Below are 22,368 nucleotides of genomic sequence, written 5' to 3'. Positions count from 1 at the left end.
TTCTATTCGGCCGCCTGTATTTCAGGCCAGCATGACTTTATAACAGAAAGGTTGCGTTCCATGAGACAGACAGGTTTACCACCCAAACAGGGACTATATGATCCCCAATTCGAAAAAGACGCCTGCGGCATGGGCTTTGTTGCCCACATCAAGGGAAAACCATCGCACGATATTGTAAGTCAGGCTTTGACCATGCTCGTAAACATGGAGCATCGGGGCGGTCAGGGAAGTGAACCAAACTCCGGTGACGGAGCAGGGATCATGATTCAGGTTCCGCATCTGTTTTTTCAAGAGGAAGCGGAGCGATTGGGCTTCAAATTGCCTAAGGCCGGACAATATGGCGTGGGTATGCTTTTTGTATCCAATGATCCAAAAGTTCGTGAGCTGCATGAGCAGAAGCTTAGAGAAATCATTGTGGACGAGGGCCAGAACTGTCTGGGCTTTCGCGATGTACCAACGTATGACGAAATGCTGGGTAAATCGGCAAAAGCAGCTAAACCTGGCGTACGTCAGGTGTTCATCGGCCGCAGTAGCGATTTGAAGGAAGAACTGGATTTTGAACGGAAACTGTATGTCATTCGTAAACGTGCAGAGCTTGCTATTCGCTATAACCAAGAGGATATGAATGGTGAGTCGTTCTATATTCCAAGTTTGTCATGTCGCAAGGTTGTATACAAAGGAATGCTGACAACCGAGCAGGTAGGTAAATTTTATCTGGATTTGCAGGATGAGCGGGTGACATCGGCGATCGCGCTGGTCCATTCCCGTTTTAGTACGAATACGTTCCCGAGCTGGGACCGTGCGCATCCTTATCGTTTTATGATTCACAACGGTGAAATTAATACCATGCGCGGCAACGTAAACTGGATGCATGCGCGTCAGGCACAGTTTGAAAGCGAAGCGTTTGGCAACGATATCAAGAAGGTTAAACCTGTCATCAACCCAGATGGCTCGGATACAGCTATGTTTGATAATACCCTGGAATTTCTGTATCTGAGTGGACGTTCGCTTCCTCATGTAGCCATGATGATGGTACCTGAGCCTTGGAACAAGCATGAGACCATGGACCCGAAGAAGCGGGCATTTTATGAATATCATAGCACCATGATGGAGCCGTGGGACGGACCTGCTGCGATGGCGTTTACAGACGGTATCCAAATCGGGGCGATTCTTGATCGCAACGGCCTGCGTCCTGCACGTTACTATGTGACCAAGGACGACCTGATTGCACTGTCATCTGAGGCGGGCGTATTGGATATTGCTCCTGAAAATGTGCTTTATAAGGATCGTCTCCGTCCAGGGCGTATGCTCCTGGTGGATACTCAAGAAGGCCGCATCGTTTCTGATGAAGAGTTAAAGGAACGTATCGCATCCGAAGAACCTTATCAGCAGTGGCTGGATGAGCATTTGATTGATCTGGATGATCTGCCTGAAGCACTGGAGCAGCCAGAGCCGAAACATGAAAATGTAAATCAGTTGCAACTCGCTTTTGGATATACGTTTGAAGAACTACGCAAACTTCTGGAGCCGATGGCACTTACAGGTGCGGAACCGATTGGCTCAATGGGGTATGATGCTCCATTGGCGGTATTGTCTGACCGTCCGCAACGTTTGTACAATTACTTTAAACAAATGTTTGCTCAGGTTACCAACCCGCCGATTGACGCCATTCGTGAAGAAATAGTGACGTCAACTGCAACGACGATTGGACCAGAGCGCAATTTACTGCACCCAGAACCGGAAAGCTGTCGCCAGATTCGTTTGGATTCGCCGGTGCTGTCGAATGAAGAGTTTGCTAAAATTCGTCACGTACACCGTCCAGGCTTCAAATCCATGACCATTCCGATCTTCTTTGAAGCAAAAGAAGGTGCTGAGGGCTTATACAAGGCGCTGGAAGGACTGTTTGAGGCGGCTGACCGTGTCATTGACAAAGGTCATAACATTCTGATTCTGTCTGACCGTGGAGTGGACGCAGAAAATGCAGCCATTCCGGCGTTGCTAGCTGTTTCCAGCCTGCATCACCATCTGATTAAGCAGGGTACACGCACACGTGTGAGCATTTTGCTGGAATCCGGGGAGCCAAGAGATATTCACCATTATGCGGTACTTTTGGGCTACGGTGTGAGCGCGGTTAATCCGTATCTGGCGTTTGAAACGCTGGATGTCATAATTCAACAGGGCTTGCTGCGCGGCATCTCGCACGAAAAAGCAGTTAAAAATTATATTAAAGCGGCAACCAAGGGTGTCGTTAAAATATTGTCCAAAATGGGTATTTCCACGATTCAGTCGTACCGTGGAGCGCAAATTTTCGAGGCCGTAGGTCTGAAGCAGGATTTCGTTGACCGTTATTTCACATGGACGCCTTCCCGCATTGGCGGTATTGGTCTGGAGGAAGTGACGATGGAAGCGCTGGCCCACCATAACCGTGCTTTCACTGATAAGGACGGCAATGACAAGGTGCTCGATTCGGGCGGCGAATACCAATGGCGCAACGATGGAGAAGAGCACTTGTTTAACCCGCAAACAGTGCATTTACTCCAGCAGTCGGTTCGCTCGGGAGACTACGAGCTTTACAAGAAGTATACCAAGCTGGTACAGGGTGAATCTGAACAACATTTGACGATTCGCTCCATGCTTCAATTGAAGCCTGCTGGTGAGCCTGTGCCGCTGGATGAAGTGGAATCTGCTGCATCGATTATGCGTCGCTTTAAAACAGGGGCTATGTCTTTTGGCTCCATTAGCCAGGAAGCGCATGAAGATTTGGCGATTGCGATGAATCGGATCGGTGGCAAGAGCAACACGGGTGAGGGCGGGGAAAACCCTGCGCGTTTCATCCCGGATGCTAATGGTGATTCACGTCGCAGTTCGATCAAGCAGGTGGCATCTGGCCGATTTGGTGTCACGTCGAACTACTTGGTGAATGCCGACGAAATTCAGATTAAAATGGCGCAAGGCGCGAAGCCGGGCGAAGGTGGGCAACTACCAGGACGCAAGGTGTATCCTTGGGTCGCCGAGGTACGCGGTTCAACGCCAGGAGTAGGCCTGATTTCGCCACCACCGCATCACGATATTTATTCTATCGAGGATTTGGCAGAGCTCATCTATGATCTCAAAAACGCCAATCCACGTGCTGATATTAACGTAAAGCTGGTATCAGAGGTAGGTGTGGGCACGATTGCTACAGGAGTAGCCAAAGGCCGTGCTGACATTATTCTGGTCAGCGGTTATGACGGTGGTACAGGCGCTTCCCCGCAAGGCTCCATCCGCCATGCGGGTATGCCTTGGGAGCTGGGGCTGGCTGAGACGCATCAGACGCTCATGCTGAACAACCTGCGCGACCGCGTGGTACTGGAGACAGACGGTAAGATGCTGTCTGGACGTGATTTGGTCGTAGCTGCCCTGTTGGGTGCGGAAGAATACGGCTTCTCCACAGCGCCGCTCGTAGCGTTGGGCTGTATTATGATGCGGGTATGCCAAATGGATACCTGTCCGGTGGGTGTGGCTACGCAGAATCCAGAGTTGCGCAAAAATTATATGGGTGATCCAGCCCATGTGGTGAATTTTATGCGTTTCATCGCAGAAGATGTCCGTGAAATTATGGCGGAGCTGGGATTCCGCACGATCCAGGAAATGATTGGCCGTACGGATTGTCTGGATACCGTGAACGCCGATTCGCACTGGAAGAAGAAGGGCGTAGACCTGAGCTTGCTGCTGCATGTTCCTGAGTTGGAAGATGGAAGTGTACGTTACCGCGTACAGCGCCAAAACCACGGTCTGGAAGAAACACTTGATATGCAGAAGCTCTTACCGATGGCTGCGGAAGCACTGGAGAGCGGAACGCCTGTGGAGGGTACCTTGCCTATTACTAACGTGAATCGGGCGGTAGGTACGATTCTGGGCAGCGAGGTTACACGTAAGTATGGAGCGGCAGGTCTGCCTGAGGATACGATTCGCTTTAACTTCATTGGATCGGCAGGTCAGAGCTTCGGAGCCTTTATTCCGAAAGGTATCACGTTGAGCGTCGAAGGCGATAGCAATGACTATGTCGGTAAAGGGCTATCTGGCGGTAAAGTTATTGTAAAGAAATCTCACAAAGCGACCTTTAAGGCTGAAGAGAACATTATTATCGGAAATACAGCCTTGTATGGAGCGACCAGTGGTGAAGCTTATATTAACGGAATCGCAGGCGAGCGCTTTGCCGTTCGGAATTCCGGCGCACGTATTGTTGTTGAGGGCGTTGGTGATCATGGCTGCGAATACATGACGGGCGGACGTGTAGCTGTATTGGGTGGAACCGGACGGAACTTTGGAGCCGGGATGTCCGGAGGTATTGCATACGTCTATGATCCTGAGGGAACGTTCCTGAGCCGTTGTAATCTGGAGATGGTGTTGCTGGAAGATGTGGAGGACCCTGCAGAAGCAGCGGATTTGCGCGGCTTGATTCAGCGCCATGTCACTTACACGGGCAGTGAAGCAGGACAACGTATTTTGGATGAATGGCAGACTGCGATTCAGCAATTTGTACGGGTGATTCCAAAGGATTACAAGCGTATGGTTGAACAGATCCAAAAAGAAGAGGCGACCGGTTTGAGCGGGGATGAAGCTCTACTGGCAGCATTTGAAGCCAATATGCGTGAGTTGGCGCGTACCGGGGGCTAAAAAGCAGACCGCCAAATTCACTAAAAAGGACTTGCTGAATACCGCTGTTATAGTCACGGCGGTGCCAGCAAGTCCTTTTTTTAGACTGATAAAAATGTGATTTATTACCTTGACAAACGTCATAAATTCTGACATTACCCCCAAAATGTTTTCCTGAAACGGTAAATATGTTATAAAAAGTACCAAATTTTTTGGAATGTAACCGTTTACGTAAGAGTTTATGTCTTGTTATTTATTTTTGGATTGGTTATGATTTTTTTAGAGTACGCAAACAAACCTAATATGCCCATCGTCCCTTCAAAACACAGAATAGGGTGACAGGATGAAGTTGAAGAAGTCAGCAGAAGACAAAATGATTTTTTTATACCGTTATGTATCATTATCTTTAACATCACTTGTTTTTCTGTTCGAAACATCTAGATTAATGGTATGGCAAAAGCTATTACTGATTGTTTTTCTATTTTTATCCGTTACAGCATTTACTTGGATTTACCGTAAATACAGACTTCATGATATGGTATTGAAATGCAGTATTGCACTAGAAACCGCAGGGATCATTTTGCTGTTATTCCCGACCGGAGGGATCAATAGCCCGTTCAAATGGTATGTGATTACTCCCATGCTGGTAGCTTGTGCTCATCTATCTATGAGGTACAGCTGGACGCTCCTACTTTCTTATATCGGTTTGGTGCTTACATTTTGTTATATCTTTTTTACACCAGGTCAATATTTTTTGTGGGATCTTATATTGCAGAACATTAATCTGTTTCTGGTATTGATCGTAACCACTATGGCAATGCAGGTTATTCGCGTCATGAAGGACGAACTGAAGGTGGCTAAAGAACAAGCCAATGAGACGATGGATCATATCAAGTCGATTTACCACATCATGGAGACGACCAGCCATAATGAGGCATTAAATCTAGGTCAGGTCATCTCGGATTACACTGTCAAGTTAACCAAGCAGAGCCGTGCATTTTTCTGGCTGGATAGTCAGGAGGAAGATGCGCCGGCAAGCAGCCAAACAGGCTGGACGGTAGAGGAAGAGGAACAGCTATTCGAGGAACTGGAGAATTACCGGGAGGAGTTCAGGGAAGAGCGCGAACCATTTTTCAGACATCTACCGGAATGGGGCGACTTTCTCATGATCACCGTACCGATGACGACCCGCTTTGTAGCGACGATTGGCCTTAAGCTGGGACCGGATCAAAGTTTGACAGGAAGACGCTGGCTTGTGCAACAACTGATATTCTTAGCTGAGCTGAGTGCTGTGTTTTTGGAACGCTATGAGCTGGAGCGTATTGAGAATCAGTTGATTGTGACGAATGAGCAGAACCGGATTGCAAATGAAATGCATGACAATGTTTCACAAAGTCTTTTTGGTATTGTGTATGCAACGCATTCTCTCCGGCAGACTTGGTGCCATCAGCCTAAGGAGCAGGTGGAGGAACAAATTGAATTAATTCAGCAATCGGCCAACCAAGCGGTTAGAGAGCTGAAGGGGGCAATTCATAGTCTAAGCTCGAAAAAAAGCGGAGGATCAACTTGGTTGGGGACGGTGAAAAGTCATCTGCATACACTCTCCAAGCTGAACCATGTACAAATTGATTTTGACATCCATGGTGATCATTATTCACTTCCGTATTTGTACCAAAAGGCTTTGTTCCGCATCATTTCCGAAGCGGCGGGGAACGCAATCCGTCATGGATTGGCCAAGCGAATTGATGTGAAGTTAAAATTGACGCCCCAAGTGATTAGACTGTCTATTCATGACGACGGAGTAGGGTTTGAGACGGCGAGAATGGTAGCAGGAGGTGAGGCGGTCAGTGCAGGCGGGGGCCTGGGCATGATGAATATGGAATATTTAGCTCAATCGATGGGAGGCGAATTTGATATTTCAAGTCGAATCGGAGAGGGAACACAGATCCGATTGTCCATTCCGGTAAATGCTTATGAATGAGGATTTTACAAAATCCTTGAATACAATGTGTGAACATTCTGCAATACAAAATCTGCGGTAACAATCGGATACATAGGGATTATGCAAATCCTGAACTGTAGACAGGAGGCCGAATCATGAAAATTGTCATTGTCGATGATCATCCTTTAGTACGGAAAGGACTCGCTGCGGTTATATCCATGCAGCCCAATGTTCAGTTCGCGGGAGAGGCCCAGAATCAACAGGAAGCACTTGCGGTGATCGAGGAAACGGATCCGGATTTGGTGCTGCTGGATTTGAAATTAGCTGATGAATCAGGTCTGGATATTATCAAGATAGCGCGCGGACGCGGGTTCAGAAGCAAATTTATTTTGCTGACCTCTTCTGCAACACGTGAAGATTTTCTGAAAGCGGAGGAAGCCTCTGTGGACGGTTACGTGCTTAAGGAGGCTTTGCCTGAGGAACTAATTTACGCGATTCATCTTGTCAACAAAGGACGCAAATATTATGATCCGGCTATTCTCGAAAATAAGCTGCGTGAAGATGCTGGCAATCTCACGGACGACCTGACACCCAAGGAAAAGGAAGTGCTGGTCGAGCTGGGACAAGGGGCTTGCAATCGTGAAATAGCATCCCGGTTATTTATCAGTGAGTTCACCGTCAAAAAGCATGTCAGTCAGATCTTGGCCAAGCTGCGACTGGCAGATCGTACGCAGGCAGCATTATATGCCAATGCGATTGGTCTAGCGAAGTACGAGCCAACCAATATGATGATGCGCTAACCCCATAAGCTACGCAGTAGTTTCAATATGCGAGTGGTATAGAGAAATCCTCAAAATCACCAACTTTGGTGGTTTTGAGGATTTTTTCTTGTGTATTTACCATAATCGACAAAGTATGGTACAAAAGTATACCATGCCGTGTCCAAAAGTATACATCCCCCTTCCTCTGTAGTGAGGGAGAAAGTGCCGTTCGGTTCCATGTCGTTAATACAACGGATTGTTACAATTAGATCATACTTAAAATAAGAAGAGAAATTGTATGGGAGGGAGGATTTTTGTGGAGAAAACCATTTTGGATTATCTAGTCCTGATCAAAAAAAGATTGTGGCTGATTGCGATTTTTGTCATTCTCTCATGTGTAACGACTTACATTGTGAGCGACAATGTCGTAAAGCCAGTCTACTCCGCTTCAAGCCAACTGCTGGTTAATCATATTTCCGCCAAGCAGGGGAGTAACAATCTGAATGACGTCAACACAAGTCTTAATTTGGTGGAAAGCTACAAGCAAATTCTCACTTCACCTAAAATTATGGACGCTGTGGTAGCGACTCATCCTGAGTTCAATTTGACGTCGCAAAAGTTGGCAGAGAAGCTGCAAATTAAATCCTCGGATAAAAGTCAGGTAATCGGCTTGACGTTTGAGGCAGGGAATTATCCCCAGGCCGCAGCGGTTGTAAACGCAGTAACCCAGAAATTCGTGCAGACGGTTCCGGGATTGATGGAATTAAATAATGTGAAAATTTTAAATGAAGCGGACCCGCAAGCCAATCCTGACCCGATTAATGGGAATCCGCTCATGAATATTGCGATTAGTTTTCTCGTATCGCTGATGATTGCGCTGGGCACGATTGTGTTCCTGGAAAGCATTAACGGCACGCTGCGCACGGAAAAAGAAGCGGATGCAGACATCGGCATTCCGGTAATTGCATCGATTCCCGTCATTCGCAAGAAGGACATCGATGGAGTGGCCGGAAATTCCAAAGAACGGGTAGGGGAGCGTAAATATGCTGCGATTGAATGACATGTTGATTACAGAAAGTAATCCATCATCGTATATCTCGGAATCATTTCGATCCCTCCGTACATACATCCGGCAGCAGGTGGTCGGGCAAAAGGACCGTGGGACGGTTCTTTTGTTAACCTCGCCGGAAAGCGGAGCGGGGAAAACAACAATGATCGCCAACATCGGAGTTTCCTTTGCTCAAGAAGGCAAGAAGGTGGCTCTGGTGGATTGCAATCTGCATAAACCAGCGCTGCACGAGATATTCGGAATGGAGAATACCGGAGGTCTATCGGCTTATTTGCGCGGTGGGGCTTCTTCCAAATCTATCGTTAGGCATGGTGGACTGGAACTATCGGTTGTTCCTGGTGGGGACAGTCTGTATAACGCAGCAGATCTGCTCGGTAGCGAACGTATGGCAGAGCTGTTGGAAGAACTCAAACGTGAATATGACATCATATTACTCGATTCGGCGCCAGCGCTGAATTATACGGATGCTCGCCTGATTGCAGGCTTGACGGATGGTGTGATTCTCGTTGCCAAACATGGCCGGACCAAACGGGAAGATCTACGCAAAACAAAGCAACTCATGGAGCAGGCTAGCGCGACGCTGGTTGGAATTGTGATGAATCAGGTGAAGTAAGCAACACCAAAATTCGATGAAGCAAGGAGAATGAGTGCGATGATGAAAAAAGTGAAAAAGGCCATTATTCCAGCAGCAGGATTGGGAACGCGCTTCCTCCCTGCCACCAAAGCAATGCCTAAGGAAATGCTCCCGATTATCAATAAGCCTACGATTCAATATATCGTGGAAGAAGCGATTGCTTCTGGTATCGAGGACATCATTATCGTTACGGGTAAAGGTAAACGTGCCATTGAGGACCACTTTGACAACGCATTTGAGCTGGAATCCAAACTGCTCGAGGACGGTAAGCTGAAGCTTCTGGAGGAAGTACAGCGTTCTTCAGGCGTGGAAATTCATTACATTCGCCAGAAAGAACCCAAAGGTCTTGGACATGCGGTATGGTGCGCAAGACGCTTTATCGGGGACGAGCCATTTGGTGTGCTGCTGGGCGACGATATCGTAACAGGTCAAAAACCTTGCCTGCGCCAGCTGATGGATCAATATGAGGAAACACAAAACTCTGTGATCGGTGTGCAGCGGGTACCACAGGAATTCACGAACCGGTATGGCATCATTGAACCGGACCAACAGGACGGACGATTGTACCGAGTGAATAATTTTATTGAAAAACCGGCTCCAGGCACAGCCCCATCCGATTTGGCTATTATGGGTCGCTATGTGTTCTCGCCGAAAATTTTCAAATATCTTGATCTTCAGGAAAAAGGAGCTGGCGGCGAAATTCAGTTGACGGATGCGATCCAAAAGCTGAATCAGAGTGAACGTGTGTACGCCTATGACTTTGAAGGCACGCGTTATGACGTAGGTGAACGTCTTGGATATATTTTAACCACTCTTGAATTTGCACTTGCCAGCGATGATTTGAAGTATCCGGTTATGGAGGCCATGAATGAATGGCTGAAAAAAACCGAGAAAGCAACCACAGCGGGTTGAGAGGAGGTACGTCAGCATGAGCATGGAAAATTTACCGGAGGATGGCGAGGCTGTCATGTCAGGTAAAGCGTTTTACATGCCATACGGAAATACACAAATTCAGGATAAAACGTCCTACCTGGTCACAAAACGCCTCCTTGATATGCTGCTGTCTTTTGTGGGCTTAATCGTATTGCTTCCATTGTTTGCAGTGGTGGCCATTCTGATTAAGCTCGAAGACCCAAAGGGAAGTGTGTTTTTCAAGCAAACTCGGGTGGGCAAGAATGAGAAGTTATTCGATATGTATAAATTCCGTTCAATGGTGTCCAATGCCGAGGAACTGAAAAAGGACCTGATGGAGCTGAATGAAGTGAGCGGCGCCATGTTCAAAATTAAAAACGATCCTCGGATCACGAAAATTGGCAGTTTTCTGCGCAAGACGAGTATTGATGAGATTCCGCAGCTGTGGAATGTGTTGGTTGGAGACATGACTTTAGTCGGTCCGCGTCCGCCGTTGCCCAGCGAGGTTGAGCAATACTCCGATTATGACAAGCAGCGCCTGATTGTAACACCGGGATGTACGGGTTACTGGCAGGTGAGCGCACGTAACAGTGTAGGCTTCGAAGAAATGGTGCAAATGGATTTGAAGTATATTCATGTTCGCAATACGTGGCTCGATCTGAAAATCATCATGAAAACAGGCGTTAAAATGCTGTTCTCCAAGGATGCTTACTGATGGATGCATTTAAGCGATGTCCCGCAGTGTCCGTCGTTATTTGCACCTATAACCGGGCGGACCTGCTGGAGAAAACGTTAATGTCTCTACTGAAGCTGGAAGACCTTGCACTGGCTGAGATCATTGTGGTCGATAACCGATCCACCGATCATACAGCAGCGACGATCAAAAGATTCACCGTTGCGCATGGTCAGCATATTCATCTTCGGTATCATTATGAGCGCGAACAAGGACTGTCTGCCGCTCGTAATGCTGGCATTACGTTATCAAAAGCAGACGTCATTGCTTTTCTGGATGATGATGCAATTCCGTGTGTTACATGGCTGCAAACGATTATGTCGGCCTTTGGGAACAATCCCGAGCTAACGGCTATGGGTGGGAAGATTGATCCTAAGTTTGAGACGGAACGGCCGAACTGGTTGACAGGGCCGCTTGAACTGCCTTACACGATTATTGATCTGGGGAAATCCGTTCGGGAATATCCAGCGGGCCTGAATCCATTTGGAGCGAATATGGCTATGCGCAAAACGGCTTTCGCCGCCGTCATGTTCCCGCTCCACTTGGGCAGAAAGGGAGATATCCTCCTATCTGGTGAAGAATCGTGGGTATTTGAGCAAATCCGTAAAAATGGTGGAACGATTATGTATCATCCGCACATGGCGGTAGAACATTTTGTTCCGGCTTCACGCTTAACGAGAGAATGGATTTTGAATCGCTACTATTGTCAGGGCATGTCTAATGCTGCTCAGGCTGCAGGTCTGCGCGGCAACGCGGTGCTGATGGCAAAAGTGGCAGCCAAAGTGTTATACATCACGGTGGATTCCCTGCTGGCACGTACTGAGGGCAGGAAGCTGTTGAACCGGTGCAGGCTTGAAAATATCCGCGGAACGCTGGATACACTGCGCAACCGGAAAAGCGAGTCAGCTGCGGGGTGAAAGATTGAACATGAGTAACTATCCTTGGACTTCCAGAATAAACACGATACAGCATGTTTTTATTTTTCTACTAGGCGCTCTTGCTGTAGGAATTGCAGCTACCTATCAACCTGTGGTCAGTATTGCGGCGGTATGCTTACTGCTTTTGTTGGCTGTCTCTATCCATCATCCTGAGCGCATTAGCTATGCGGTTTTACTAAGCACAGCGGTCTCGGTCGATTCTCTGTATCAGGGTGGCGTGTTCGGCATTGAGATATTGTCATTGTACAAATTGGGCATTTTGGCTCTGCTAGTGCCCTGCATGCTCGTGTATGGCATTCGTCTCAAGTTCAGCTATCCAGTTTGGGCATTGGTGATCATGCTGGGGATTACATTTGGATTTTCAGCATGGCTGCCTTTGTTAACGACCTCGATTGCCGTCAAGGCGTTCGTGGGACTATCACTGCCCTTCTTTTTTTTACTGATCCAGTGGAAAAAGGATGTGGCGGAAAAGCATATTCGACTGATTAGCCTGTTGCCGATTATTAGTGTGGTCATTGGATTAGGCTTACAGGTTTTAGGATTGCACTCATTTACGGATGTGGAATTTACGGGCGCAGTCAGAGTACAAGGAGCGAACATACCGCCGCATTTGGCAATGCTCTCCTTTCTCGGAATTGCTGTCTCTCTGATTGAGGTAAAGCGCAAACCTAGGCAAGCTGCCTTTTATTACACGGTGTTGGCCCTGAACTTTCTAATCCTGATCGCCACCGGTACACGTGGGCCGATTCTGGCATTGCTATTAATGTTTGCTGTGTATCTGTTTGATATTGCCCGTCAGTACCTCAAGGGAAAAGTCAATTATTTGCTACCGCTGGCCGGATCGTTTTTGGTTGCTCTGGGGGCGGTGGCCCTACAATGGAACAATTTAAAAAAACGCTCCTTCGAACGGGAGACCGACACAGGCATTGACCTATCGGGACGCTCGGAGGCATGGGAATATTTTTTGAACAGAGTACATGATTACCCTTGGTCAGGCAGAGGCCTTGGCGCGGTAACGGTTGCGAACGACGGGACGTTATTCAATGGTTTTGTTGTACCGCATAACGAGTATATACGATTTTATTTTGATACCGGATATATCGGTTGCGGGCTATTAATGCTTTCATTACTGATCGTGTTCGCTCTTATTTACCGGTCACTTGCCAAGTCTATTAAACCTTATTTTGCAACTTTAATTGCAGGTTTTTTGATCTACTCGTTTTCAGATAATACGTTGTCGACGGTTCAGATGATTATTCCGTTTTGCTGGTATTTGAATGCATTATACCAAACATCTACTCAAACCGATTTTCGCAAAGAGAAGTGATACGATGAGCAGAGTGAACATGTTCGATGTCAACTTTGATAATTACGATTTTAATGATCTACTCGAATTTATAGATACTTCTATTGAGAATCAGCGTCATTCCTACATTTTGACCTGTAATGTCGATCATGTGATCAAGCTTCGCAAGGATGATGAATTCCGCAAGGTATATTCGGATGCCGGAGCTGTAGTGGCCGATGGAATGCCTATCATTTGGGCGTCTAAGTTACTGAAAAAGCCCCTCAAACAAAAGGTGTCAGGCTCCGATTTGTTCACCCGGCTGGGAGAGGCTTTTGAGGATCGAGGCTATCGTTTGTTTTTTCTGGGTGCAGCTGACGGTATTCCTGAGAAGGCTATGCTTAATCTCCAGGAATCCTATCCAAACATGAATGTGGTGGGCTGCTATTCTCCTTCTTATGGCTTTGAGAAAAACGAAGAGGAGAACAGATACATTATCCAGTTGCTTCAAGAGGCTCGCCCAGACATCGTTTTTGTAGGTGTAGGAGCACCGAAGCAGGAAAAATGGATTTACAGATATTATGAGACTTACCGCGCTCCAGTTTCGATTGGGGTGGGAGCGACCTTTGATTTCCTGTCGGGGAATGTAAAGAGAGCACCGGAGCTGATGCAGAAGACAGGATTTGAATGGTTTTGGAGGTTGTCTCAGGAGCCTAAACGATTGTGGAAAAGATATTTGATTGAGGATTCCCAGTTCCTCGTTCTGCTGTTTAAAGAGATGTTCAAGCGGAAGCGGATGAAGGGAGGCCAGGGGTGAGAAACATGAGTCGGTTGGCAGATCAGCAGATTTCCTTCTGGCTAGGAAGTCGGCGTGGAATCGGCATGATTGGTATGGGGGTGCTGGCTTGTATGCTGCCACTCGCCATCGGATTTGTCAGCGCCAAGATGAATCCCACCACGAGCCAGCAGGGAGCCATATTGCTGGCGATCGTTTTTCCGGCCTTCCTGCTGGCGATCTTGCAATCACGGCTACTGATTTCTTACACACTGGTGGTGTGGGCAGTAGGCCCGGAAATCCGCCGCATTGCAGATTGGTTGGAGGGAACGTATCACTCGGTTTCCTTGTTGAGCGTGGCGCCGCTGCTGGTAAGCAGCATGCTGATCATTCCTGTGCTGAGGGGTATTCATCTGGCGGAAAAGCCATTAACCCGAATTGCTGTATTTTTCGGCATAGAATTGGCCTACGGAAGTGTGGTCGGGTTATTCAAAAATGGTATTGTTTTTGCTTATGATTTGGCCAATTATGTGGTTCCATTGCTTCTATTGCCTTATCTTGCGATTAAGCCAATGAAAGCAAAGGAGCTGGACCGACTGCTGTATTCATACGCCAACATTGCTGTTCTTGTAGCGATATACGGCATTATTCAGTACTTGACGGTGCCTCCTTGGGATGCTTTTTGGATGAATCATGTGGAAATGAATTCCATTGGGATGCCGGAACCGCTTCAAATCAGAGTGTTTTCTTCCATGAACTCGCCCGGCCCATGCGCTATTTTCCTGGCAATGGCACTTGTACCGATGCTGATGGAGAAACGGTGGCGAGGCACTTTGGGATGGATTGGAGTCCTGCTAACAGTTGTTTGTCTTTTGGTCACGCTCGTACGTTCAGCCTGGCTAATTGCATTCGTCATGTTGCTGGCTTACATTCTCAGCTCATCCTCCAAAGGAAAGTGGAAGACTCTGTTTCAACTTGCTATCGTCGGCCTTCTTCTCTACATCATCGTTCCAAAACTTCCAGGGGCAGAAGGTTTGGTGGCTCGCATGCAGACGTTGACAGATATTCAACAGGATCATTCGTACAATGAACGTTTGGATCTACTGCATACAATGCTTCCGGCGATTACTAGCAATCCGGTCGGGCAGGGGATCGGGAGTGTAGGAATCGGAACCAAGCTTGATAACGGCGGCGATCTCGGTGAACTTGGGATTATGGATAATGGATATATTGCCATTTTCCTCACCTTCGGTATTTGCGGAGCATTCTTTTTCTTCGGTGGTCTGTTCGTTATCATCAAGCGCCTTCTCGTCCGTATTGCCGAACGGAATTCCAGTCAGCCTTATATCAGACTGGCGTTGGCTACATGGGCCGGAGCTGTAGCCAGTCTCATATCGGATAATGGTTTCCCCGGTATGCGCGGCTATTTGATCTGGATGATGATCGGAATAGGACTATGGGCAAAAGATGTCATCGCGGAAAGAAGGTAAAGGCTGTGCAAAACTTACAAGCATTATCCGCACCTGTCCGGACACTATGGTCCACGGTGATTCGGTTTGCCAAAAGCAAGGATAACAGCTCTGCAGCAGTAAAAACGATGATATTCAGTATGCTGATTCTCGTTGTGAATATGCTGACTGGTGTGCTGACGGCACGATTCTTGGGTCCTACTGGACGCGGGGAACAGACAGCGATGGTGAACTGGTCCCAATTTCTTGCCTTCTGCATGAGCTTCGGTGTTCCATCTGCATTGATTTACAATGCCAAAAGGAAACCTGAGGAAACGGGGAAGCTGTATGGTCTGGCCTTGCTGCTGGCTACGGTGTTCGGGGGGATGGCGACACTCATCGGAGTATTTCTAATTCCTTATTGGCTGCGCTCTTTTTCTTCATCGGTCATACTTTTCGCGCAGTGCTCCATGATGATGTGTCCACTCATAGCGATTTCACAGATCAATAATGCATTGCTTCAAGTTCGCTCGGAATATAAACAGTACAATTTATTTCGGTATCTGGTACCACTAAGTACGCTGCTTGGACTGGCGATTCTGATCCTAACGGGAACGATGAATCCGTACACCTCAGCATTGGCCTACTTACTGCCAGGCTTGCCGATCTATATCGGTGTCACGATACGAATGATTCGGCTGTACAAACCAAAGGTGAAGAACAGCTGGACGCAATTTAAAAATCTCTTTACCTACGGTATGGGTTCATACGGGAATGATCTCATGGGGCAGGTTTCCACTTACATTGACCAGATTTTGATTGCGGGTCTGCTCAGACCTGCAGATCTCGGTTTATATGCGGTAGCGGTCAGCCTGGCCCGGATGGTGAATGTATTTTCAACTTCGATCATTGTCGTGCTGTTTCCCAAAGCCTCCGGGCTGGATAAGGAAGAGGCAGTGGCCATAACATTTCGGGCATTTCGAGTGACTTCAACGGCAACCTTTCTGGCTGCGGTGATGTTAATGCTGGTTGCTCCGTTCGTATTCACATTGTTATATGGTCAAGAGTTTAAACAAGCGCTTACGGTATTCCGGTTTCTGGTGCTTGAGGTTGCTATCAGTGGAGGTACCATGGTGCTGGCACAACAATTTATGGCGTTGGGTAAGCCCAAACTGGTTACCATTCTACAGGGTGTCGGATTGGCGCTCGTCATTCCATTGCTGTCCATACTCGTGCCGAGATATGGATTGACGGGTGCAGGGATAGCAATGCTGTCTTCGGGGATTTTACGGTTCGTTTTCATTTTATGTAATGTTAAGTTCGTTCTGAAAATGAAAATTCCAAGACTGGTTATTTCCAAACAAGATTTTCAATGGCTCCGATCAACGATGTCACACTACATCCGGAAAAAGCCAGTTAACGGTTAGATAAAGAAGGAGGCACCCGCTAATGAACCACATGTCTAGCGTTCCCGCGGACAACCGGATATCCGTAGTTATTATCGCTCAGGATGATGGCATTCGAATTACAGCTGCCATCAAATCCTGCCAGCCCTTTGCGGACGATATCGTCGTCATTGACGGAGGGAGCAAGGACAATACGATTCAGGTAGCTGAATCATTGGGCTGTCGGGTGTTTTCCAACCCATGGCCCGGTTATGCCAAACAGCGCATGTTTGGTGTTGATAAAGCGGAATTTGATTGGATTTTCCTGATTGATACAGACGAAGTAGTGGATGCAGAGTTGCTTGGTGACTTATTGAAAGTAAAGGAAACGCTCCACGATCCGGCCAAAGCCTATTCCGTATTTCGCATTGGCGATTTTCTCGGCAAATGGATGAACAAAGGCGAGTATTTGGTTCGTTTGTACAATCGGCGAATTTATGGCATTACGAATAGTCTTGTTCATGAAATGCCAGATGTAGCCTCTTCTCAGATCATCAATCTGGAGGGCGTGTTATGGCACTATGGATTCCGCAGCATCAGTGATCATATGACCCGTTTTAACAAATATACAGATCTGGAAGCAGAGACGGCATTTAACAAAGGAAGATCCTTTCGAATTACCAGACTGTTGTGGAGGCCCCCCGCCCGCTTTGTACAGAAGTATTTTGTTCAAGGCTTATACCGCAAGGGGTTAGCGGGTTTTGCTGTAGCCGTTTTCTGGGTGATGTATGAGTTTCTCGTCTGTTTCAAGCATTATGAGTTAACCAAGCGGCGAAAAAAGATAGAAGTCGTGGATGGCGGACAGACCGAGCAGAAAGGAGAAACCAGCTATGTCGTACAATAACGGATTTCGTATCGCAGCAACGGGGTTGAGCTGGCCGTCCTTACAGCCAGGAGGTCTCAACACATATTTCAAATCCATCTGTGAGCAGCTTACGCTAGAGCGCAATACGCTGGATGCTCTAATTTGTAGTGATGAGCAGCCTCAGGCGCCTGAACGTATTCGTATTCATTCAATTGGTAGCAAGCAGCAATCCATCTGGAAGCGCCGAGAGCTGATGCAAAAATATGCAGCAGAACTGTTCGACAAGCAACCGATCGATGTGCTGTATTCCCATTTTGCTCCCTATAGTGTCGGACCGGCACTGGAGGCGAAAAAAAGAGGAATCCCTGTCGTTACCACCTTCCACGGACCGTGGACGGAGGAAATGAAGATTGAAGGACAGGGAATTAAGCATTTTCTTAAAACGACGTTGGCCAAATCCATTGAAATGAAAGCTTATGGTCTGGCGGATAAATTTATAGTGCTAAGCGAGACTTTTAGGGATATTTTGCACGAGCACTATAAAGTACCACTTAGCAAAATTCATATTATTCCTGGTGCGGCGAATGTAGAAAGGTTTCATCCGGCAGAGGATCAGGAGGCTGTACGTAAGCGGCTGAATTTGCCGCAAAATGCGACGATTGTGCTAACCGTTCGTCGTCTTGTTAATCGCATGGGACTGCTACAGCTGCTCGAAGCATGGCGGCGAGTAACCGAGCGACACCCTGATCATCTGCTGCTGATTGGTGGAAAGGGGCCCTTGATGGAGGAATTGGCTTCCAAGGTGGCGGAATACAATCTTCATAACCATGTAAGGTTGCTTGGTTATGTGTCGGATGAGGAGCTGCCCCTGTACCATCAAGCCTCGAACTTGTTTGTTGTGCCAACACAGGCACTAGAGGGTTTCGGTCTGATCACAGTTGAGGCGATGGCCTCGGGCCTACCGGTGCTGGCCACTCCTGTAGGCGGCAACAAGGAAATCTTAAGAGGATTCCGTCCTGAGCTATTGTTCCAGGGGACGGACAGTGAAGCTATTGCTGCAGGGTTGCTGCGTGTGCTGGATCATCGTGAACTTCTACCGAATGCACGGGAATGCCGGGACCATGTCCTGAGCAGATATACATGGGGACATGTAGCGGAACAGGTAGAAGAGGTGTTCCGACAGGTCCTTGACAGAAAGGCGGCGGCGAAATGATGAGAGTAGCTTATATTGACCATACGGCAAGATGGAGCGGCGGCGAAGTTGCTTTGTATAACATACTGACGAATATCGGGGAACATATCGACCCGCTCGTTATTTTGGCGGAGGAGGGCGATTTGGCGGATCGGCTTCGGCAGCGTGATATTGATGTGCGCATTGTTCCACTAGATGATTCGATTCGTAATCGGGGACGAAATGCCGTCAATCTGGGTGCGCCTGCAGCAGCTTTTCGCTTGCTGGCTTACGGCAGGAAACTCGCACCATTGTTGCGCGAGGAAAAAGTCGTGTGTGTGCACACGAACTCACTCAAATCTGCACTGTATGGTGCAGTAGCCGCCAAATCGGCGAAGCTGCCGTTGATATGGCATATCCGTGACCACATCGGTCCGCCGTATCTGAAGCCGATTGTAGCCAAAGGGATTCGGCTCATGTCCCGCTTTTTGCCTAACGGTGTGATTGCCAATTCCAAATCCACGCTGAGTGCATTGGAATTACCCCCGGACAAAAAGACGCTCGTCGTCTACTCCGCTTTTGCCAAAGCGATTACGGCTCGTGATTCGGCTGCGCAATTGCGTGGCGATGACTCGTTTAACGTCGTGTTGGTCGGCAGATTGGCGGAATGGAAAGGACAACATATTTTACTGGAAGCGGCACGTTCTTTTTTACCAGATCAGCGTGTGAAATTCTGGCTGGCTGGAGATGCGTTGTTCGGAGAAGAGGAATATAAACAACGATTGGAATCCACGATGCGCGAATATGGGTTGACCAACGTCAATCTGATGGGACACGTCGACGACATTCAGGGTCTGATGCAGCGCTGTGATCTGCTAATTCATACCTCCATTACACCGGAGCCATTCGGTCAGGTCATTATTGAGGGCATGGCTGCAGGTTTGCCAGTGATCGCTTCAAACGAAGGTGGTCCCAAGGAAACGGTGGTACCCAATGAAACCGGGCTGCTCATTGAACCGGGAGACCCTGCCAAGCTGGAAGAAGCCATCCGCTGGATGCTGGAGCATCCACAGGAACGTCAGCAGATGGGTGAGAGAGGGATGGAACGGGTCAAGAAGCATTTTGTCATCGAGAACACTGTTAAGGATATAGTTCATTACTATAAGGGTTTGTTGGCAGGAGTCTGACCGACATTCGCGTTAAAGGATGATTCAGATGAAAATAGCGATAGCACATGATTACTTAATCCAAATGGGCGGAGCGGAAAGGGTAGTAGAGGTATTCCATGATATGTATCCGGAGGCTCCCATCTTCACAACGGTGTTCAGCGACGAGCGTCTGTCGCGCAACTTGAAGGATGCGGATATTAGAGCCACTTGGCTACAAAACATCCCAGGAGTGAAGGCCAACTTCAAAGGAGTGCTGCCGCTGTATCCCATCGCTATCCGTGATTTTGATTTTAGGGATTTTGACATTGTTTTAAGCTCTAGCAGCGCATTTATGAAAAGCATCCAGGTACCCAAACATACGTTTCACATTTGTTACTGTCACACACCGATGCGGTTTGCCTGGGATTACGATACATATATGGCCCGGCAGTCCAAATCCAACCTGCTCAAAAATATGCTAAAGCTGTACATGAACAGGCTGAAAACATGGGATGCCAAAACTTCTCGCAACGTAGACCAGTTTGTCGCCAATTCTTCCGTCGTTAAGCGGAGAATTCTGCACTATTACCAACGGGAGGCAGATGTTATTTTCCCTCCTATCAATACATCCCGTTTTAAACGTGCTACAAGCATCGGTGACTATTATCTGATCGTATCTCGTTTGGTGTCCTACAAGCGCATTGATCTCGCGATTGAGGCATTCAAACGTAACGGTCTTAAGCTACGCATCGTTGGCGAAGGACCGGATCGTAAACGACTCGAAGCCATGGCTGCCCCGAACATTGAGTTCCTCGGCAGGCTTGAAGACGAAGAGGTTAACAAGCTGATGGCCGAATGCCGGGCACTTGTCTTTCCGGGGGAAGAGGACTTTGGTATTACGCCTTTGGAGGCGAATGCGGCCGGACGGCCCGTTATCGCTTTTCAGGGTGGGGGAGCGCTGGATACGATTGTTCCTCATGTGAACGGCGTATTTTTCCGCAAGCATCAAGTAGACGATGTGCTGGAGGCCGTCGAAAAGGTTGAGCAACATGCATGGAATGTGGACGATATCATTACCCATGCCCGCAAATTTGATGAAGATAACTTCAAGGATCAATTGAAAAAGTATGTAGAACAAGCCTATGTGAACTTTCTAAAAGGAGGATGAACGGAATGAAGCTGGCTGTAATCGGTACTGGATACGTTGGACTCGTCTCGGGTGTGTGTTTTGCGCAAAAAGGTAATGAGGTGATTTGTGTCGATCTGGAGCAGTACAAAATCGACATGTTGAACCGGGCAGAATCTCCGATCTATGAACCGGGTATTGAGGAATTGATCGCGTTGAATCTGGAAGCTGGCCGTTTGGAGTTTACCTCCGATTTGGCCGATGCGGTACGTCGCTCGGATATCGTTATTTTAGCGGTAGGTACGCCTTCACTGGCTAACGGCGAGGCGAATTTGTCTTACATTGAACAGGCGGCTGCCGATGTCGGCAAAGCCATGAACGGGTACAAGATTATTATGACCAAGAGTACCGTACCTGTCGGAACGAACGAAAAGATTAAGGACGTAGTGGCTCGACATACGAGTTTGTCTTTTGATATTGTATCCGCGCCGGAGTTCCTGAGAGAAGGCTCAGCCATCAATGATACGCTTCATCCAGATCGCATCATTATTGGTTTGGACAATACAGGTTTGCGTGAAACAATGGTCACTCTGCATCAGGTATTCACGGATAAAATCTATGTGACCGATATCCGCAGTGCTGAAATGATCAAATATGCCTCCAATGCGTTCTTGGCAACTAAAATTTCGTTTATTAACGAGATTGCTAATATTTGCGAAAAGGTTGGCGCGGACGTTACCTGTGTGGCTGAAGGTATGGGCATGGACAAACGGATCGGTTCCTCTTTCCTGCAAGCAGGGATCGGATACGGGGGCTCTTGCTTTCCGAAAGATACGAATGCGCTCATCCAAATTGCGGGTAATGTAGACTATGAATTTAAGTTGTTAAAATCGGTGGTCGAGGTGAACACTGACCAGCGCTTTATGATTGTATCCAAGTTGCGTGAATCGCTGGGTCAGCTAAACGGCGTATCGATTGGCATTTGGGGCCTCGCCTTCAAGCCTAATACAGATGACATCCGCGAAGCTCCAGCACTGGAAATCGTAGAAACGCTCATTCAGGCAGGTGCTATTGTCAAGCTGTATGATCCCATTGCGATGGATAAATTCAAGGAGCGCGTGGATCACCCGAATATTATATGGTGCTCCTCCCCGCAGCAAGCCGCCGAAAGAAGCGACGCTGTGTGCCTGCTGACGGATTGGGAAGAGTTCAAAGAAGTTGATCTCGTGCAACTGGGCTCTATTCTACACAAGCCAGTTCTGATTGACGGTCGTAACGTATTCACCGAGGAACAGATTCAAGGCTCTGGACTGGAATACTACTCCGTGGGTCGTCCGCGGATGAGTGGATGGAACAGAGATAAAGTGGAAGTTTAAAAAGTGACAGATTAAAAAGTGACTGTGGGCGGTGGGGGAGACGCTATGCGTTCCATTTGATTTTCTGATCGCTGTTGCAGTGGGATTCTCTGGATTATATAAAACATTCCAAGGTAAGAATCCCACTGCAAAGGCGAACGCTAGCGCTTCTCCAGATTCAAA

General features: G+C 47.8%; 17 protein-coding genes. All 17 read left to right on the top strand.

Annotation, left to right across the window (positions count from 1 at the left end):
- Positions 1-60: 60 nt before the first annotated feature.
- Complete coding sequence (gltB, locus tag MMB75_RS15015; protein ID WP_017426451.1) at positions 61-4,659, top strand: glutamate synthase large subunit; 4,599 nt, start codon at positions 61-63, stop codon at positions 4,657-4,659.
- A gap of 322 nt (positions 4,660-4,981) precedes the next feature.
- Positions 4,982-6,619 carry a sensor histidine kinase gene (locus tag MMB75_RS15010; RefSeq protein ID WP_017426452.1) on the top strand — a complete coding sequence of 546 codons (1,638 nt, stop codon included), beginning with the start codon at positions 4,982-4,984 and terminating at the stop codon, positions 6,617-6,619.
- A 116-nt stretch (positions 6,620-6,735) separates the two neighbouring features.
- Positions 6,736-7,380 carry a response regulator gene (locus tag MMB75_RS15005; protein ID WP_013369811.1) on the top strand — a complete coding sequence of 215 codons (645 nt, stop codon included), beginning with the start codon at positions 6,736-6,738 and terminating at the stop codon, positions 7,378-7,380.
- Positions 7,381-7,657: 277 nt separating this feature from the next.
- On the top strand, positions 7,658-8,401 hold the full coding sequence (locus tag MMB75_RS15000; RefSeq protein WP_013369812.1) for a YveK family protein: 744 nt from the start codon (positions 7,658-7,660) through the stop codon (positions 8,399-8,401).
- Positions 8,385-9,023 carry a CpsD/CapB family tyrosine-protein kinase gene (locus MMB75_RS14995; RefSeq protein ID WP_016821260.1) on the top strand — a complete coding sequence of 213 codons (639 nt, stop codon included), beginning with the start codon at positions 8,385-8,387 and terminating at the stop codon, positions 9,021-9,023. The genes MMB75_RS15000 and MMB75_RS14995 overlap by 17 nt, the downstream gene beginning before the upstream one ends.
- A 42-nt stretch (positions 9,024-9,065) precedes the next feature.
- Positions 9,066-9,956, top strand: a complete 891-nt coding sequence (gene galU, locus MMB75_RS14990; RefSeq protein WP_025364257.1) for a UTP--glucose-1-phosphate uridylyltransferase GalU — start codon at positions 9,066-9,068, stop codon at positions 9,954-9,956.
- A 16-nt stretch (positions 9,957-9,972) separates the two neighbouring features.
- Positions 9,973-10,671 carry a sugar transferase gene (locus MMB75_RS14985; RefSeq protein WP_013369815.1) on the top strand — a complete coding sequence of 233 codons (699 nt, stop codon included), beginning with the start codon at positions 9,973-9,975 and terminating at the stop codon, positions 10,669-10,671.
- Complete coding sequence (locus MMB75_RS14980) at positions 10,671-11,606, top strand: glycosyltransferase (RefSeq protein WP_017426453.1); 936 nt, start codon at positions 10,671-10,673, stop codon at positions 11,604-11,606. The genes MMB75_RS14985 and MMB75_RS14980 overlap by 1 nt, the downstream gene beginning before the upstream one ends.
- A 10-nt stretch (positions 11,607-11,616) precedes the next feature.
- Positions 11,617-12,954 carry an O-antigen ligase family protein gene (locus MMB75_RS14975; RefSeq protein ID WP_013369817.1) on the top strand — a complete coding sequence of 446 codons (1,338 nt, stop codon included), beginning with the start codon at positions 11,617-11,619 and terminating at the stop codon, positions 12,952-12,954.
- A 4-nt stretch (positions 12,955-12,958) separates the two neighbouring features.
- Positions 12,959-13,729, top strand: coding sequence for a WecB/TagA/CpsF family glycosyltransferase (locus MMB75_RS14970; protein ID WP_277508434.1), 771 nt, complete (start codon positions 12,959-12,961; stop codon positions 13,727-13,729).
- 5 nt (positions 13,730-13,734) lie between these two features.
- A complete protein-coding gene (locus tag MMB75_RS14965) occupies positions 13,735-15,177 on the top strand; it encodes an O-antigen ligase family protein (RefSeq protein ID WP_025678650.1) in 1,443 nt (480 codons plus the stop codon).
- Positions 15,178-15,182: 5 nt separating this feature from the next.
- Positions 15,183-16,562, top strand: coding sequence for a lipopolysaccharide biosynthesis protein (locus MMB75_RS14960; RefSeq protein WP_014599533.1), 1,380 nt, complete (start codon positions 15,183-15,185; stop codon positions 16,560-16,562).
- A 22-nt stretch (positions 16,563-16,584) separates the two neighbouring features.
- Positions 16,585-17,424: a glycosyltransferase family 2 protein gene (locus MMB75_RS14955; RefSeq protein WP_013369821.1), complete on the top strand. Its 840-nt coding sequence runs from the start codon at positions 16,585-16,587 to the stop codon at positions 17,422-17,424.
- On the top strand, positions 17,411-18,598 hold the full coding sequence (locus MMB75_RS14950; protein WP_013369822.1) for a glycosyltransferase family 4 protein: 1,188 nt from the start codon (positions 17,411-17,413) through the stop codon (positions 18,596-18,598). The genes MMB75_RS14955 and MMB75_RS14950 overlap by 14 nt, the downstream gene beginning before the upstream one ends.
- Positions 18,595-19,743, top strand: coding sequence for a glycosyltransferase family 4 protein (locus tag MMB75_RS14945; protein ID WP_013369823.1), 1,149 nt, complete (start codon positions 18,595-18,597; stop codon positions 19,741-19,743). The genes MMB75_RS14950 and MMB75_RS14945 overlap by 4 nt, the downstream gene beginning before the upstream one ends.
- Before the next feature lie 28 nt (positions 19,744-19,771).
- Entirely contained in the window at positions 19,772-20,872 is a 1,101-nt protein-coding gene (locus tag MMB75_RS14940; protein WP_058829110.1) for a glycosyltransferase, read from the top strand.
- A gap of 5 nt (positions 20,873-20,877) precedes the next feature.
- The gene (locus MMB75_RS14935) at positions 20,878-22,206 is read left to right on the top strand and encodes a UDP-glucose dehydrogenase family protein (protein ID WP_016821249.1); all 1,329 of its coding nucleotides are present in this window, start codon (positions 20,878-20,880) and stop codon (positions 22,204-22,206) included.
- Positions 22,207-22,368 lie beyond the last annotated feature (162 nt).

This window comes from Paenibacillus sp. P2(2022) (assembly GCF_029522175.1).
GTDB lineage: Bacteria > Bacillota > Bacilli > Paenibacillales > Paenibacillaceae > Paenibacillus > Paenibacillus polymyxa.
This window is presented reverse-complemented; position numbering and strand designations above follow the sequence as displayed.

Coding starts and splice junctions, on each gene's coding strand:
- MMB75_RS14965 (WP_025678650.1), top strand. CDS start 13,735: ATGAGTCGGTTGGCAGATCAGCAGATTTCCTTCTGGCTAGGAAGTCGG.
- MMB75_RS14975 (WP_013369817.1), top strand. CDS start 11,617: ATGAGTAACTATCCTTGGACTTCCAGAATAAACACGATACAGCATGTT.
- MMB75_RS14970 (WP_277508434.1), top strand. CDS start 12,959: ATGAGCAGAGTGAACATGTTCGATGTCAACTTTGATAATTACGATTTT.
- MMB75_RS14955 (WP_013369821.1), top strand. CDS start 16,585: ATGAACCACATGTCTAGCGTTCCCGCGGACAACCGGATATCCGTAGTT.
- MMB75_RS14935 (WP_016821249.1), top strand. CDS start 20,878: ATGAAGCTGGCTGTAATCGGTACTGGATACGTTGGACTCGTCTCGGGT.
- MMB75_RS14940 (WP_058829110.1), top strand. CDS start 19,772: ATGAAAATAGCGATAGCACATGATTACTTAATCCAAATGGGCGGAGCG.
- MMB75_RS15010 (WP_017426452.1), top strand. CDS start 4,982: ATGAAGTTGAAGAAGTCAGCAGAAGACAAAATGATTTTTTTATACCGT.
- galU (WP_025364257.1), top strand. CDS start 9,066: ATGAAAAAAGTGAAAAAGGCCATTATTCCAGCAGCAGGATTGGGAACG.
- MMB75_RS14980 (WP_017426453.1), top strand. CDS start 10,671: ATGGATGCATTTAAGCGATGTCCCGCAGTGTCCGTCGTTATTTGCACC.
- gltB (WP_017426451.1), top strand. CDS start 61: ATGAGACAGACAGGTTTACCACCCAAACAGGGACTATATGATCCCCAA.
- MMB75_RS15005 (WP_013369811.1), top strand. CDS start 6,736: ATGAAAATTGTCATTGTCGATGATCATCCTTTAGTACGGAAAGGACTC.
- MMB75_RS14985 (WP_013369815.1), top strand. CDS start 9,973: ATGAGCATGGAAAATTTACCGGAGGATGGCGAGGCTGTCATGTCAGGT.
- MMB75_RS14950 (WP_013369822.1), top strand. CDS start 17,411: ATGTCGTACAATAACGGATTTCGTATCGCAGCAACGGGGTTGAGCTGG.
- MMB75_RS14995 (WP_016821260.1), top strand. CDS start 8,385: ATGCTGCGATTGAATGACATGTTGATTACAGAAAGTAATCCATCATCG.
- MMB75_RS14945 (WP_013369823.1), top strand. CDS start 18,595: ATGATGAGAGTAGCTTATATTGACCATACGGCAAGATGGAGCGGCGGC.